This is a genomic window from Azospirillum terrae, assembly GCF_053470425.1.
This window is the reverse complement of the sequence record NZ_JBPXMR010000003.1, coordinates 359,537-373,952: the sequence shown is the minus strand read 5'-3', so window position 1 is coordinate 373,952 and position 14,416 is coordinate 359,537. Positions and strand designations below refer to the sequence as shown.

General features: G+C 68.6%; 16 protein-coding genes and 1 tRNA gene. 7 read left to right on the top strand and 10 right to left on the bottom strand.

Annotated features, from left to right (window positions below; all coding sequences use genetic code 11):
- Window positions 1-20 precede the first annotated feature (20 nt).
- From ACSVDD_RS11670 to ACSVDD_RS11660, 3 genes are all read right to left on the bottom strand, one after another.
- Window positions 21-1,142, bottom strand: a complete 1,122-nt coding sequence (locus ACSVDD_RS11670) for a DegT/DnrJ/EryC1/StrS family aminotransferase (RefSeq protein ID WP_448189519.1) — start codon at window positions 1,140-1,142, stop codon at window positions 21-23.
- Window positions 1,139-2,209: a Gfo/Idh/MocA family protein gene (locus ACSVDD_RS11665; protein WP_448189518.1), complete on the bottom strand. Its 1,071-nt coding sequence runs from the start codon at window positions 2,207-2,209 to the stop codon at window positions 1,139-1,141. Before ACSVDD_RS11665 ends, ACSVDD_RS11670 begins: the two co-directional genes overlap by 4 nt.
- 116 nt (window positions 2,210-2,325) lie before the next feature.
- The gene (locus tag ACSVDD_RS11660) at window positions 2,326-3,639 is read right to left on the bottom strand and encodes an O-antigen ligase family protein (protein ID WP_448189517.1); all 1,314 of its coding nucleotides are present in this window, start codon (window positions 3,637-3,639) and stop codon (window positions 2,326-2,328) included.
- A 236-nt stretch (window positions 3,640-3,875) separates the two neighbouring features.
- On the opposite strand from ACSVDD_RS11660, the gene ACSVDD_RS11655 reads away from it, so the two are divergent.
- Window positions 3,876-5,057, top strand: coding sequence for a glycosyltransferase family 4 protein (locus ACSVDD_RS11655; RefSeq protein WP_448189516.1), 1,182 nt, complete (start codon window positions 3,876-3,878; stop codon window positions 5,055-5,057).
- Window positions 5,058-5,084: 27 nt separating this feature from the next.
- On the opposite strand, the gene ACSVDD_RS11650 is transcribed toward ACSVDD_RS11655, so the two are convergent.
- Window positions 5,085-5,170, bottom strand: a tRNA-Leu gene (locus ACSVDD_RS11650).
- A 159-nt stretch (window positions 5,171-5,329) separates the two neighbouring features.
- On the opposite strand from ACSVDD_RS11650, the gene ACSVDD_RS11645 reads away from it, so the two are divergent.
- Complete coding sequence (locus tag ACSVDD_RS11645) at window positions 5,330-5,497, top strand: hypothetical protein (RefSeq protein ID WP_448189515.1); 168 nt, start codon at window positions 5,330-5,332, stop codon at window positions 5,495-5,497.
- A gap of 3 nt (window positions 5,498-5,500) precedes the next feature.
- Here ACSVDD_RS11645 and ACSVDD_RS11640 read toward each other — a convergent pair whose 3' ends face one another.
- A complete protein-coding gene (locus ACSVDD_RS11640; RefSeq protein WP_448189514.1) occupies window positions 5,501-5,752 on the bottom strand; it encodes a hypothetical protein in 252 nt (83 codons plus the stop codon).
- 86 nt (window positions 5,753-5,838) lie between these two features.
- On the bottom strand, window positions 5,839-6,609 hold the full coding sequence (locus ACSVDD_RS11635; protein ID WP_448189513.1) for a competence/damage-inducible protein A: 771 nt from the start codon (window positions 6,607-6,609) through the stop codon (window positions 5,839-5,841).
- Window positions 6,610-6,713: 104 nt separating this feature from the next.
- Here ACSVDD_RS11635 and sfsA point away from each other — a divergent pair, with 104 nt between their 5' ends.
- Window positions 6,714-7,442, top strand: coding sequence for a DNA/RNA nuclease SfsA (gene sfsA, locus ACSVDD_RS11630; protein ID WP_448189512.1), 729 nt, complete (start codon window positions 6,714-6,716; stop codon window positions 7,440-7,442).
- Between the two features lie 48 nt (window positions 7,443-7,490).
- Window positions 7,491-8,318, top strand: coding sequence for a type I methionyl aminopeptidase (gene map / locus ACSVDD_RS11625; RefSeq protein ID WP_448189511.1), 828 nt, complete (start codon window positions 7,491-7,493; stop codon window positions 8,316-8,318).
- 7 nt (window positions 8,319-8,325) lie between these two features.
- On the opposite strand, the gene ACSVDD_RS11620 is transcribed toward map, so the two are convergent.
- The 4 genes from ACSVDD_RS11620 to ACSVDD_RS11605 all read right to left on the bottom strand — a co-directional run bounded on the left by ACSVDD_RS11620 (window position 8,326) and on the right by ACSVDD_RS11605 (window position 11,298).
- Window positions 8,326-8,634 carry a type II toxin-antitoxin system HicB family antitoxin gene (locus ACSVDD_RS11620; protein WP_448189510.1) on the bottom strand — a complete coding sequence of 103 codons (309 nt, stop codon included), beginning with the start codon at window positions 8,632-8,634 and terminating at the stop codon, window positions 8,326-8,328.
- Window positions 8,635-8,636: 2 nt separating this feature from the next.
- Window positions 8,637-8,846: a type II toxin-antitoxin system HicA family toxin gene (locus ACSVDD_RS11615; RefSeq protein ID WP_448189509.1), complete on the bottom strand. Its 210-nt coding sequence runs from the start codon at window positions 8,844-8,846 to the stop codon at window positions 8,637-8,639.
- A gap of 123 nt (window positions 8,847-8,969) precedes the next feature.
- The gene (locus ACSVDD_RS11610; protein ID WP_448189508.1) at window positions 8,970-10,685 is read right to left on the bottom strand and encodes a monovalent cation:proton antiporter-2 (CPA2) family protein; all 1,716 of its coding nucleotides are present in this window, start codon (window positions 10,683-10,685) and stop codon (window positions 8,970-8,972) included.
- Window positions 10,686-10,707: 22 nt separating this feature from the next.
- The gene (locus tag ACSVDD_RS11605; protein WP_448189507.1) at window positions 10,708-11,298 is read right to left on the bottom strand and encodes a DUF3124 domain-containing protein; all 591 of its coding nucleotides are present in this window, start codon (window positions 11,296-11,298) and stop codon (window positions 10,708-10,710) included.
- A gap of 230 nt (window positions 11,299-11,528) precedes the next feature.
- Here ACSVDD_RS11605 and radC point away from each other — a divergent pair, with 230 nt between their 5' ends.
- Genes radC through ACSVDD_RS11590 form a run of 3 tightly spaced genes read left to right on the top strand, consistent with a single transcriptional unit; the run spans window position 11,529 to window position 14,401 of the window.
- Window positions 11,529-12,233, top strand: coding sequence for a RadC family protein (radC, locus tag ACSVDD_RS11600; RefSeq protein ID WP_448189651.1), 705 nt, complete (start codon window positions 11,529-11,531; stop codon window positions 12,231-12,233).
- Between the two features lie 54 nt (window positions 12,234-12,287).
- Window positions 12,288-13,016: a class I SAM-dependent methyltransferase gene (locus tag ACSVDD_RS11595; RefSeq protein ID WP_448189506.1), complete on the top strand. Its 729-nt coding sequence runs from the start codon at window positions 12,288-12,290 to the stop codon at window positions 13,014-13,016.
- Window positions 13,013-14,401, top strand: a complete 1,389-nt coding sequence (locus ACSVDD_RS11590) for a hypothetical protein (RefSeq protein ID WP_448189505.1) — start codon at window positions 13,013-13,015, stop codon at window positions 14,399-14,401. The genes ACSVDD_RS11595 and ACSVDD_RS11590 overlap by 4 nt, the downstream gene beginning before the upstream one ends.
- Window positions 14,402-14,416 lie beyond the last annotated feature (15 nt).

Here is a 14,416-nt window from a genome sequence, read left to right as displayed (position 1 = left end):
GAGAGGGGCTTTAAGATACCCTACGCCTTGCCCAGCACCGTCAGCACCTGATCGCAGGCGTACGCCGCTTCGTCGTCGGTGATCTCGCCGCAGATCGGCAGGCTGAGGATGCGCGACGCCGCCCGTTCGGCGTTCGGCAGCGCCTCGCCCCGCAGATGGCGGAAGGCCGGCTGGAGGTGCAGCGGGCACGGGTAGTGAACCCCCGTCTCGACGCCCAGCGCCGCCAGCTCGGCCGCGGTCTTGTGCTGGTCGTCCACCTCGATGACGTAGAGGTGATAGACCGACACCGCCCCCGGCGGCGGCGCGATGACCTTGACGCCCGCGGGCTTCAGGCGGCTGTCGTAGTAGGCCGCCACCGTTCGGCGCCGCGCGGTCCAGGCCGGCAGGTGCGGCAGCTTGACCGACAGCATCGCCGCCTGAAGGCCGTCGAGCCGCTGGTTGTAGCCGACGATGTCGTGCTCGTACTTCGACAGGCGGCCGTGGTCGGCGAGCTTGCGGATGCGCTCCGCCAGCGCCGCGTCAGCCGTCGCCACCGCCCCGGCATCGCCCAGCGCGCCGAGGTTCTTCCCCGGAAAGAAGCTGAAGCAGCCGGCGGTGCCGATGGTGCCGGCGCTGCGCCCGCGGTGGGTGGCGAGGTGCGCCTGGGCGCAGTCCTCGATCACCACCAGATTGTGCGCGGAGGCCACCGCCATGACGGCGTCCATGTCCGCCGGCGTGCCGTAGAGGTGGACCGGGATCACCGCCCGCGTGCGCGGCGTCAGGCGCCGTTCCAAGTCCTTGGGGCAGATCGTGTAGCTGTCCGGGTCGATGTCGCAGAACACCGGCGTGGCACCGACGTGGCAGACCGCCTCGCCCGTCGCGATGAAGGTCAGCGACGGGACGATCACCTCGTCGCCGGGACCGATGCCGGCCGCCTCCAGCGCCAGCGCCACGGCGGCGGTGCCGTTGGCGCAGCCGACGACGTGCGGGCTGGCGAGTGCTTGGGCGAACGCCGCCTCGAAGGCCGCGACGTGCGGCCCCTTGATGAAGCCGCGGCTATCGAGCACCGCCTCGAACGCGGCGACGAGGTCGGGCCGCAGCCGTTCGATCTGCCGGCCGAGGTTGACGAAGGGAATGCGTTGCAGGGTGGTGACGCTGCTCATGCCGCGGACACTCCGAGGGGGGAGACCTGAGGCCGGAAGCGCAGCCGGACCTCCTGTTTGGTGGCGATGGATTCGTAGATGGCCGACAGCAGGTAGAGCGACTTGTAGCCCTCCAGCCCGTCCACCAGGGCGCGCCCGCCGTGCTGGATGCTGTCCACCACGTTGTTCAGGTAATGCTGGTGGCCGAAGCCGTAGACGTCCGGCGGAGTCTCTCGGCACTCGCGCAGGATGGCCTCGTCCTCCGGGCCCTGGTCGATGAAGTTCCAGGTCTTCATCTCGTTGACCGCGAAGCCGCCGATCTCCACGGTGCCGCGCTCGCCGAGGATGGAGATGGAGCCCTCCAGATCCTTGGGCCGCGTCGCGGTCGTCGCCTCGACGACGCCGAGCGCGCCGCTGGCGAAGTTGATCAGCGCGACGCCGGTGTCCTCCGCCTCGATGTTGACCAGCGCGGTGCGCGCCTTGGCGAACACCGATTCCGGCTCGCCCAGCAGCCATTCCAGCAGGTCCACGTGGTGGCTCGCCTGGTTGGCGAAGACGCCGCCGTCCAGCGCCCAGGTGCCGCGCCACGGCGCCTGGTCGTAGTAGGATTGCGGGCGGCACCAGCGCACCCGCACCGTGCCCATGACGATCTTGCCGAAGCGCCCCTGCTCGATGGCTTGGCGCAGGCGGACGACCGGCAGGTTGAAACGGTTCTGCTTGACGACGAACAGCTTGACGTTGGCGGCGTCGCAGGCGCGGATCATCGCGTCGGCGTCGGGCAGCGTCAGCGCCATCGGCTTTTCGACGACGATGTGCTTGCCGTAGCGGGCGAGGTCGATGGTGTGGCGGGAATGGTTGCCGCTCTCGGTCAGGACGCTGACCACATCGATCCTGTCGCCCATCTCCGCCATCATGGCGTGATAGTCGGCGTAGGCGGGGACGCCGTATTCCCTGGCGAAATGCTGGCGGCGGGCCTCGTCGATCTCCGCCACGGCAGCCAGGGTCGCCCCCTTGATCTGCCCGCCGGCCAGGAGGTCGGCGTGCCGCTTCGCGATGCGCCCGCAGCCGACCAAAGCAAATGCCGTCATCCGCTCTTCCTCCCAGTGCGTGATACAGCGATGTTATTATGTTTTCTATCGGCGCAAGCATAAGAACTAGGAGAAAGAGGCGGCACAGAAGGGGTGCCCGAAGCGGAGAGCGCCGGCTATCGGACGATGGCCCGCCGTGGCGCCGTGCGCGCCAGGGTGCTGCGCATCCCGATCACCAGCCCGAGGTAAGCGAAGTAGATGCGGTCGTCCGGGAGATAGCCCTGCACCGTCGTGTGTGAGAGGAAATCGGTGAGGAACATCAGCACGATGGCGGCGTCCACCCAGCCCATGCTCTCCCGCCGGGCGACGCGGATGCAGGTCACCACGGCGATGCCCAGCAGCGGAAAGAACAGGACCGCCCCCGCCAGCCCCATCTCCATGAGGATCTCCAGCGACAGATTGTGCGGGTATTCCAGGCTGTGCTGGACGCGGAATTCGCCCATGCCCCAGCCCAGGATGGGCTGCTCCAGCCAACGGCGGTAAGCGAGGTCGCGCGCTTCCTCCCGCACGTCCAACGAATGGGTGTTTTCGTTGGAAAGCTGGAGCGTCATGCGCGTGACCGTGTAGAGCTGCGCCGAGGCGCCTTCCGCCCCCTGGATGGCGACCAGCGCCACATAGCCGGCCCAGGCCATGGCGAACAGAACCGCCAGCAGCACCAGCAGCCGCTTCATACCGCGGGCGAAGACGCGCCGGCACAGCATCAGGCCGACGACGGTCAGCGGCACGCCCAGAAACGCGAACAGCATGGGGCCACGCGCGCCGATGGTCATCAGCGCAAACAGCGCCGCGACCGCCGCGCCGATCGCCGCCAGCCGCCATTTCGTCGGCCCGTAGACCACCGTCGCCAGACCGGCGAAGAACAGGATGCCGGCGTGGTCGCCGTATTCCAGGTAATTGTTCCCTTGGATTCGACCCGTGAAGTACAGTTCGCGCTCGTCGATGCCGATCACCCAGCGATACGTCGCGTAGTATACCAGCAGCGCGACGCTGAAGCCGATCATCAGCCGGACCAGACGCTCGCGCCGTTGCGCCTCCTGCGCCAGCACGACGACGAAGAAATAGCTGCTGGCGCCGAGCAGGATGAAGCGCCACGCCTTGTCGACGTTGCGCGGCTCGACGCTGGACCAGAACACGCTGACCACGCTGAGCGCGCAGAAAGCCATCATCAGGACGTTCGGCGCGTCGAGTTCCGGTGCCTTCAGCCTGCGCGCGAAGACGGCCCAGACGATCAGCGCCAGAGTCAGCGCAAAGAACAGGAACGTGAAATCCAGCGGAAAGCTGCGGAACTCGGGCAGCATCTTGTAGCGGCCGGCGAAGATGAACAGGATGTAGCTCGCCTCGATGGACAGCACATCGTCGAGGATGGCGGGCAGCGGACCGGCGCTGCGTTTTACGCCGAGGGGCTGCTCGAACTGAGCCTGCATCGTCATGTCCACTCCCGATATCCGGCGGTTGGGCGCACGCAGCGATGTTATCTTATCGGCACCGAACGGCAAACAAATGATACTCGCAAAAAAGAGGTGACCGGCCCGCGCCGCCGCCTGCCTCGAAAGAAGGCGCGTTGGAGGGAAGCGCCTTGGTCTTTTGCGCGGTTCACCGGTGCCGGCGGCGCCGGTAGGATAAGATAACACGACCGCGTCAGTACAAAATCGGGGGAAACGGTCTCATGCCTGACAGCCTCTCGCCGCCGGATCGGGTCAAAATCGTCCATTTGACATCCACGCACCTCGCCGACGACGCCCGCGTCTTCGCAAAGGAATGCGTTGGTCTGGCACGGGCCGGATACGACGTGTCGCTGGTCATCCCCGACAACCGCTTCGTCACCGCCGACGGGCAGCCGGTCCGCCGGCAGGACGTGGACATCGTGGCGCTGAAGCGCAAACCGGGCCTGCTGGCGCGCCTGCTGTCGACGATGCCCGCGGTGGTGGCCGCCGGATTGAAGCTGAAGGCCGACGTCTATCACTTCCACGACCCCGAGCTGATCCCCGGCGCCCTGGTGCTGCGCCTGCTGGGCAAGCGGGTGATCTACGACGTGCACGAGGATCTGCCGCGCGACATCCTGACCCGCACCTGGATTCCTCAAGCCCTGCGCCCGCCCATTGCGGCGCTGGCCGAGTTCGTGGAGTGGATTGCCGGGCGGGCCATGTCCGGCGTGGTGGCGGCGACGCCGACCATCGCCCAGCGCTTCCCGCGCCGCAAGACCGTGCTGGTGCAGAACTTCGCACTGTTCACCGAGTTCACCGGCGAGACAGCCATCCCCTTCGCCGAGCGCCGCGGCGTCGCCTTCGCCGGCACGATCTCCGCTGACCGCTGCGCCGCGGAGATGGTGGACGCCATGGCGCAGCTTCCGGGCGCGCCGCAGGCGACCATGCTGCTGGCCGGGAGCATCGAGACCTCGGCGCTGCGGGAGCGGATGCAGGGCTCGCCGGGCTGGCCGCGGGTGGATTATCGCGGGCGGGTGGACCGCGCCGGGGTGCAGCGCCTGCTGGCCGAGTCGCGGGTCGGGCTGGCGCTGTATTACCCGACGCAGAACTATTTCGACACCCAGCCGGTCAAGCTCTACGAGTACATGGCCGCCGGCATTCCGGTGATCACCGCCGACTTCCCCTACCACCGCGGCATCGTCGAGAAGTACGGCTGCGGCCTGTGCGTGCCGCCGACCGACACGAACGCCATCGCCAAGGCGATCCAGTGGATGTTCGACCACGCGGAAGAGGCCGAAGCCATGGGCCGGCGTGGCCGCGAAGCGGTGAAGGCGCACTACAACTGGGCCAACGAGGAACGCGAGTTGATGCAGCTCTACGACCGGGTGGCACCGGTGTATGGGGCGGTGCAGGCGGGTTGCTGAGCCGCCTTTCCCCAGGTGGGGAGCCCCTGGTGCGGGCGGGGGGACTCGAACCCCCACACCGTTTCCGGCCACGGATTTTAAGTCCGATGCGTCTACCGTTCCGCCACGCCCGCGCACCCGGCGCTCTACACCCAGGAGTTGTCTCCCGTTGCGGGGGTCGATACGCACCCGCGTGGGTTGAATAGACGCTTGCGCCGGGCGGGTCAAGGCCCGTGGACATCGCCGATTCATCGCCTATCCTGGGGTGCGGGCGGCACGGCGGGAGACGGGCGATGGGCGAGAACCAGTGGATGGCGCTGGTGTGGCTGCTGATGGCCGCGGTGCTGGTGGTACCCAGTGCGCTGCGGAGCAACCGCCGCACGTGGCTGCCCTACGCGGCGGCATGGCTCGCCATCGTGGCGGCGCTGGCCTTCGCCTACACGGCCTTCGGTCCGTTCTGATGCCTATTCGTCACGCCAGGACTCCATGCCGATGGACATGATGCCGATGCCCATGGCGACGCTGCCGAACGTGATCATCAGGCTGGCGAACAGCAGGAAACAGGCAACGAGGCCGTAATCGCTGGACAGCATCATCGTGCGCAGATTGGCCACGTCGCACAGCAACAACCCGACACCCGACACCACAGCGCCCGCCATCCCCGCGAACAGATGGTTCAGCAGGAAGAAAACAGCCTCTTTCTCGAAGGGCTTCATGGCACGACCGCCGAATTGTTCACCAACTCCTGGAGTTAGAGACAACAGGCCCCATAGCAATTCGTCACTCCGAAATAGGATGAAAGCTACCCCTTCGACCCGATTGTGACGGTCGGCATACCGCCCAACCCTCGGACGATGCCCGCCAACTCTTCCGTGGCCTGCTCCAGAAGCGCCGCGTCGGTGCCGCGCAGCACCAGCGAAACGCCGAAGTCGCCACGCCGGAAGTACGGATAGCTGCCGATGTCGAGCATCGGATAGCGCTCCTGCAAGGCGCCCAGATCGGCGGCCAGCGCCCCCTCGGCCAGAGTGCAGCTGACCGTGCGGGCGAGGATCGGCGGGCCGCCCTTCAGGTTCGGCAGCACGCTGTCCAGCATCGACTGCATGATGTTGGGCACGCCGGCCATCACGAAGACGTTGCCGATGCGGAAGCCCGGCGCGGCGCTGATCGGGTTGTCGATGAGTTCGCCGCCGGCCGGGATGTTCGCCATACGCAGCCGCGCCTCGTTGAGCTTGGACGGGTCGCCGTAGTGCCGCTCCAGCCGCGCCACCGCCTCCGGGTTGCGTTCGAGATCGACGCCGAAGGCCATGGCGATGCACTCCGACGTGATGTCGTCGTGCGTCGGCCCGATGCCGCCGGTGGTGAAGACGTAATCGTAGCGGGCGCGCAGCGCGTTCACCGCGGCGATGATCTCCTCGGCCACGTCGGGCACGACGCGCGCCTCGCGGACGCGGATGCCCAACTCTCCGAGCGTCTCGGCGATGTGCGGCAGGTTGGCGTCCTTGGTGCGGCCGGACAGGATCTCGTTGCCGACGATGAGCACGGCGGCGGTGGGGGCGTGGTCGGTGGCGGTCATGGGATCCGGCGTCGGTGGAAGGGGTGGTGGCGGGGCGGGGCTTCTCCTACATTAGCACATGGGGGACGTTGTCAAGGCCAAGGCCGCGCGCGTAACGTGCGGCCATGCGCTTCCCCTCCCCGCTCCTCGAAGGCCGGCTGGTCCGCCGCTACAAACGCTTCCTCGCCGATGTGGATCTCGGCGGGGAGCTGGTCACCGCACATGTGCCGAACTCCGGCAGCATGATCGGCGTGGACATGCCGGGCTCGGCCGTCTGGCTGTCGCGCTCAGCCAATCCGAATCGCAAGCTGGCCTTCACGCTGGAACTGGTGGAGGCGGACGGCGGGCTGGTCGGCGTCAACACCGCGCACCCCAACGCCCTGGTCGCCGAGGCGATCTCTGCCGGCACGATTCCCGAGCTGGCCGGCTACGCCCGCCTCCGGCGCGAGGTGAAGTACGGGAAGAACTCGCGCATCGACGTGCTGCTGGAGGACGACGGCCGGCCGCCGGCCTATGTGGAGGTCAAGAACGTCCATCTGCGCCGGCCGCAGTTGGACAATGGCCAAGGGGATATGGTTTTCGCCGAGTTCCCGGACTGCGTCACCACGCGGGGCGCCAAGCACCTGGAGGAACTGGCGGCGATGGTCGCCCAGGGCTGCCGCGCGGTCATGCTCTACCTTGTCCAGCGCATGGACTGCACCCACTTCCGGGTGGCCCGCGACATCGACCCCGCCTACGATGCCGGCCTGCGCCGGGCGGTGGAGGCCGGTGTGGAAACTTTGTGTTGGTCTTGCGCGCTGACGCGGGAATCGATTGAATTGGACCGGCCGCTGCCGTTGCGCCTTGCCGATTGAGGAGGCGGGGGCGGCGCCGGGAACGCCCGTGACGAAGAAGGACAGTCTGTGGAACACAACGACCTCGATTCCCATCGCATCCGGCTGCACGGGCCGGAGGACTTCGAGGGGATGCGCAAGGCCGGCCGGCTGGCCGCCGCCGCGCTCGACTTCATCACCCCCTATGTGCAGCCGGGCGTCGCCACGGCCGAACTGGACCGTCTGTGCGCCGCCTTCATCGCCGACCATGGCGGCATCTCGGCGCCGATGGGCTACCGGGGCTACCCGAAGTCGACCTGCATCTCGGTCAACCACGTGGTCTGCCACGGCATCCCCGGCGACAAGCGGTTGCAGAGCGGCGACATCCTGAACATCGACGTCACTCCCATCGTCGACGGCTGGCACGGCGACACCAGCCGCATGTACCTGTGCGGCGACGTCAGCGTGAAGGCGAAGAAGCTGGTCGAGGTCACCTACGACGCGCTGATGATCGGCATCGCCAAGGTGAAGCCGGGCGCCACGCTGGGCGACGTCGGGTATGCGATCCAGCAGTTCGCCGAGAGCCACCGCTATTCGGTGGTGCGCGATTTCTGCGGGCACGGGCTGGGCCGCGTCTTCCACGAGCCGCCGAGCGTGCTGCACTTCGGCAAGCCCGGCCAGGGCGTGGTGCTGAAGGAGGGCATGTTCTTCACCATCGAGCCGATGGTCAACGCCGGCCGCCACGACGTGAAGATCCTCGGCGACGGCTGGACCGCGGTCACCAAGGACAAGTCGCTGTCGGCACAGTTCGAGCATTCCATCGGCGTGACCAGGGACGGCTGCGAGATCTTCACCGCCTCGCCCGCCGGCCTTCACAAGCCGCCCTACCCGCTCGTCGAGGCGACGGCGGGGGTGTGAGGCGGGTCTACCGCGAGCCGGCCGCCCGACGCGCGGCCGGCGTCTCGGGCAGCGTCAACGGTACGAGGGCGACCACCGCCTCCTCGAAATCCTCGGTAAATTCAGGGTCGGCGCGCAGCGTCGCCTCGTCGTGCGGCTCCGGGATGGGGTCGCCGTCCTCCAGCATGCCGCGGACATGGAAGTCCAGGGCCTCGGCGCCCATGCGCAACGCGCCTTCATAGCTGTCGGCACCACTGATGCAGCCGGGAAAATCGGGAAACGAAATACCCCAGCCGCCGCTGTCCGAATGGTGCAGAGTGGCAACGTACCGGCGCATCATCACCTCCGCGTCTTCCAATCCCACCCGGCCTGCCGGTAGACACTGCGCAGGAGCTTGACGTCGATGTCCTTGCGCGGGTGCGGCACCGTAACGCGGCCGGGCTTCTTCGGGTGCTTGAATTGCCAATGATCGCCTGCCGTCGCGATCAGCGCCCACCCGTCTTCCTTCAGCATGCGGATCAGCTCGCGGCTGGACAACCCTTTCGTCACGAACGCCCGCTCCAGGTAAGATAGCGCCTGTGCGGGAGACCGGCAACGCGCCACCCCGCGTGCGGAGGAGCGTACAGATTCACGCGGAGGAGGTACAGTCCCACCACACACCTTTGTAGGCTTCTACCCAGCCGCCCCACCCTTCTCCGCCGGGCCTTCGACCAGCGCCCCGTAGTTGTCCTTGCGCAGTTCGTCCAGCGCGTCGTCCACCGCCTCGGCCGGCACCCCCGCCGAGCGCAGCACGAGGCCGGCCATCTGCAAGCTGGCCTCAATGGTCTCCGGCACCACCGACGAGGCGCCGGAACTCTTCAGGCGGCCGAACTGCGCCAGATCGTGGGCGCGGGTGATGATCGGCAGGTGCGGGGCGTGGCGGCGGATCGCGTCCACCGCCTTTTCGGCCAGCGCCGGGCGGTTGACGGTGACCACGGCGGCGCGGGCGCGCTCCACCCCCGCGGCGCGCAGCACGCCGCCGTGCGTGGCGTCGCCGTAGTAGATCGGCCGCCCGCCGTCGCGCATCGCCGCCACCCGGTGCGCATCGAGATCCAGCGCCACATAGGGGATGCCGTGCCGCGTCAGGATGTGCGCCACCGTGCGCCCGACCCGGCCATAGCCGGCGATCAGCACGTGGCCCTTGACGTCGCTGGTCTCGACCCGGAACGCTTCCGAGCCCCAGCGGCGCTCCCAGGTTTCGGCCAGATTGTGCGCCATCAGGCCGATCGCCGGGGTCAGCGCCATGCTGAGCGCCACCACGGTGGTCAGCGTCTGGCCGTCGTCGCCGTCGAGGATGTGCAGGCCGACCGCACGGCTGACCACCACGAAGGCGAACTCGCCGCCCTGCGCCAGCAGCAGGCCGACCCGCAGCGCGTTGGCGGTGCCCAGCCCCGACACCCGGCACAGCACGAACAGCAGCAGGCTCTTGCCGACCAGCAGCGCCGCGGTGAGCGCCAGCACGATCTCCACCTTACGGGCCATGAAGGGCAGGTCCAGCGACATGCCCACGGTCACGAAGAACAGGCCGAGCAGCAGGCCGCGGAACGGCTCGATGTCGGCCTCGACCTGATGGCGGTAGGCGGTGTCGGCGAGCAGCAGCCCGGCGAGAAACGCTCCCAGCGCCATGGACATGCCGGCCTGCGCGGTCAGCAGGCCGACCGCCAGCACCAGGAACAGGTTCGCGGCGGTGAACACCTCCGGACTGTTGGCCGAGGCGACGAAACGGTAGGCCGGCCGCACCACGTAGCGGCCCAGCAGCATGATGCCGACGATGGCCGCCACACCCTTGGCCAACGCGACGGCCAGGGCTTCCGGCAAATTGGCCGCGTCGCCGGCCAGCAGTGGCAGCAGGGTCAGCAGCGGCACCACCGCCAGATCCTGGAAGATCAGCACGGCCACCGAGACGCGGCCGAAGCGCGCCACCGTCTCGCCGCGCTCGACCAGCACCTTGAGCACCGTGGCGGTGGAGGAGAAGGCCAGCGCCCCCCCGACCACCAGCGCCGCGCTGGAGTCGAGGCCGAGCGCCCAGGCCGCCACGCCGATGGCGGCGGTGGTCGCCACCACCTGCAACATCCCCAGCCCGAAAATGAAGCGCCGCATGGCCTGGAGGCGCGACAGCGGCAGTTCCAGCCCCACGGCGAACAGCAGGAAGACCACGCCGAACTCGGCGAGCACGCCCGGCAACTCGGGATCAACCACCGGCCCCGGCGTGTGCGGCCCCAGGACGACGCCCGCGATCAGGTAGGCGAGCACCGCCGGAATGCGCAGCGCCCGGAACAGCGGCACCAGCACGATCGCCGACAGCAGCAGAAGCAGCACGTCGAAGAGAAGTTGCGGGTCGTGAATCACAAAAATGGACTTTCGCGGAGGCTCAGGGCTGGACGCCGCCGATGGTCTGGCCCCGGCTTATAAGCGAAATCCCCCGCGTCCCGACACCCCCGACCATCACCGCCTCGATCAGCGGGTCGCTGGCGGCCTCGGCGGCGCTCCACTCGACGACGAAGTTGGCGCCCGGACCGCCGCGACCGTCGGTCAGGTCGATGTAGAACTCGGCCGTGCCCATGGGCGCCAGCGTGTGCGGCCGGTCGATGAAGGTCTGCACCACCGTGCCGGCGGTGTCGAAGTAGGTGATCCGCCGCACCGTCAGCGCCATGGCCGGCGCGGTGTTGCGCACGCTGAGCGTCACCGCCAGATTGGGCTGCGCCACGCCGTGGCCGAGATAGAGCGTCGAGTAGACCGGAACGTATACGGTGCCGCCGCGCGCCTCCTTGCCCGCCGCTTCCACTGCCGGGCGGAAGAAGTTGCTGTTGGGGCGGGCGGCCGGAACGTCCACCGACTCCGCGTCGCGCACCCGCGCCGGGTCGGCGGCGGGGGAACGCTCGCGCTTTTCCGCCAGCAGAACGGTGGCGACGACGGCCCACACCAGGATGCCGGCGACGATGAAACTGCGGATGGGGTTCATGGGACTCCGGGCGGGCCGCGGTGGGGACGGCGCAGCATAGTCGATTGCTCCGCCTGTGTGTATGGCCGCAGCAGCCGCCGCTGACGTGCGGCAGAGTGTGTAATTTCGCGCGGAAGCGGTATAGTCGGCCCGCACACGTATGTAGGACATCCATGACCGCCCCCCGCACGCGCAAGCCCTTGCCGAGCTTCGCCGAACCCGCCCTGCCCAGCGTCTCCCCGGAGGAGCCGATGGTCTCCACCCGCGAGGACCCGCACTATCACGGGCACCGCGACCGGCTGCGCGGGCGCTTTCTGGCCGGTGGGACGGACGCGTTGCAGGATTATGAACTGCTGGAGATGATCCTGTTCGGCGCCATCCCGCGGGTGGACGTCAAGCCGCTCGCCAAGGCGCTGATCGACCGCTTCGGCGGGTTGTGGAACGTCGTCAACGCGCCGCCGGAGAAGCTGCGCGGCATCAAGGTGGACAAGGCCGGCCTGGCCAGCGACGCGGCGGTCGCCGCGGTGCGCGCCGTGGGGGCGGCGGCGTTGCGCGGCATGCGGCAGGAGGTGATGAAGCGGCCGGTGCTGGGGTCGTGGCAGGCGCTGCTGGACTATGTCCAGGCGGCGATGGCGCACGAGACGACCGAGCAGTTCCGCCTGCTGTTCCTCGACATCAAGAACACGCTGATCGCCGACGAGGTGCAGCAGCGCGGCACCGTGGACCACACGCCGGTCTACCCGCGCGAGGTGGCGAAGCGCGCGCTGGAGCTGGGGGCGACCGCCATCATCCTGGTCCACAACCACCCCTCGGGCGACCCCAGCCCGAGCCGGGCCGACATCGACATGACCAAGGAGATCGTCCGCGCGGCCGACGCCATCGGCGTGACGGTGCACGACCACATCATCGTCGGCAAGGGCAAGCACGCCAGCTTCAAGGCGCTGCACCTGCTGTAGGGTGGCTGTGGCGCGTCGCTTGCAGCGGTGTCCCTCGGATTGAGGAGGGATGCCATGCATTCTCGCGCGCTGCCGGCTGAGATTGGCGACTATCCGGTCGAAGACCTGGAAAGCGTCGCCGACATGCCGCGCTATCAGGCCTGGGTCCTTTCCCATTTTCAGGAATTTCTCAAGGGCCAGTGTCTCGAATTGGGCGCCGGAACCGGGACGATGTCGCGCCACCTCCTGCCGCACGTCGACCGTCTGGCGGCGGTCGAGCCTTCGGCCCGCTGCGTCGCCCTGCTGACCACCACCCTGGCCGAGACCGGCGCGGTGGTCCATCATCAGACGCTGGAACGGCATATGGCCGAAGCGGCGGACGCCTCGCAGGACTGCGTCGTCATGTTCAACGTCCTCGAACACATCGACGACGACGAGGCCGTTCTGGCGGAATGCCGGCGCGTGCTGCGCCCCGGCGGGCATCTGCTGGTCTTCGTTCCGGCCCTGCCGCTGCTCTACAGCCCCGTCGACCGCTGGCTCGGCCACCACCGGCGCTATTGGAGCCGCGATCTGCTCGACAAGGCCACGCGCGCGCGGTTCCAAATCGTGCGGTGCAGCTATTTCGATCTGATCGGCGCGGTCGCCTGGGGGGTGCTGTACACGCTGCTGCGGCGCCAGCCGGCAAGCGGCGGATTGACCCGGCTGTTCGACCGGGTGCTGGTGCCGCTGTCGCGCCGCATCGAGTCCTGGGCCAGCTTGCCGTTCGGCAAGAACCTCGTCCTCGTCGCCCGCGCCGCGCCGTGAACCGCGCCCTGCTGCCATGGCTGGGATGCCTGCCGGTGCTGCTGCTGTCGTTGTGGCTGGCGGGGACCTGGGATTACGGCCTGCTGTCGCGGACGGCCGACATTCCCGGACTGGTCACCGGGCGCTTCTACGACGAGCAGGCCGCGGCGGCGCTGCGCGGCGCGCTGGACGTTCCGTGCGACAGCCTGCTGAGCGAAGCCGTGGTCATCGACGGGCGCTGCACCGGCTATTTCGGGCTGACGCCGTCGCTGCTGCGGGCGCCGCTGAACGCCGTCTGCCCGTCGTGCGCCGGGCAGTGGAACCGCCTGTCCATGGTCGGCGGGGCGCTGGCGACCTATCTCGGCTGCCTGCTTCTGGCGATGCGCGGGAGCGGCGGCCGGCACGGCGTCGCGGCGGCCTTCGCCGTGGCCGCGTGCCTGGGCTCGTCGCTGGTGTTCATCGTCGGCAACCCCATCGCCTACCACGAGGCCATCCTGTGGGGGACGGCGTTCCTGCTGCTTGCCCTGTGGGCCATCGCCGCCTATGCGGAAACCGGCTCCGCGTGGCTGCTGGCCGCGGCGCTGGGGGCAGCGTTGCTGTCGCTCAACAGCCGGTTGACCCTCGGTCTCGGCGCCGCGCTCGCCATAGGCCTTGTCCTGGCGATGGGTCTCCCCCGGCGCCGCTCCGTTCTGGGGTTGGCGCTGCTGGCCACCATCGCCGCGACGCCGATTCTGGTCAACCAGCTGAAGTTCGGACAGGTCTCACCGCCGTTCGACAAGCACGTCACCTACACCAGCGACCCGCAGCGACTGGCGCTGGTGCAGGGCGGCGCGTTCCGGTTGGGCAATCTCGGCTGCACCCTGTCCTCCTACCTGTCGCCGCGCAGCATCGACACCTACCCGTCCTACCCCTGGGTGGTCCCGGCCTACGCGTGGGAACCGCCCGGCCCCTTGCCGGCCGGGCTGGAAGCGTGCGCGGGAACCAGCCTGGAGAACGTCGAGCCGTTCTTTGCCGTCTATTACACGTACCCGGCGTTGCTTGTTCTGGCGGCTGTTGGCTGGGCCGTGCCGACCGGCGGACTCGCCCGGCGCTGGCGCCGGTCCTTCGTCCTGTCCGCCGGAGCCCTGGCCGGTGGCGTGCCGGTCCTGCTGTTCAGCACGCTGACGCACCGCTACCTGCACGACCTGTTCCCGTTTCTCGTCGTCGGCGCGGCCCTGGGCCTGAGCGTCGTCGTGACGCTGCCGCGGGGCTGGCGCTGGGCGGTTTCGGCGGGGGTCGGCGTGCTGGTGGCGGTGGGGCTTCACGTCAATCTGGCGGCCGTGTTCGATCACGGACTGGCCCAGCCGGAAGCCGCGGCGCACGTGCGGATTCTGCAACGCGCGCTGCCCTTCGTGGTGCGCTGGTAGGCAAGAAAAAAGGCG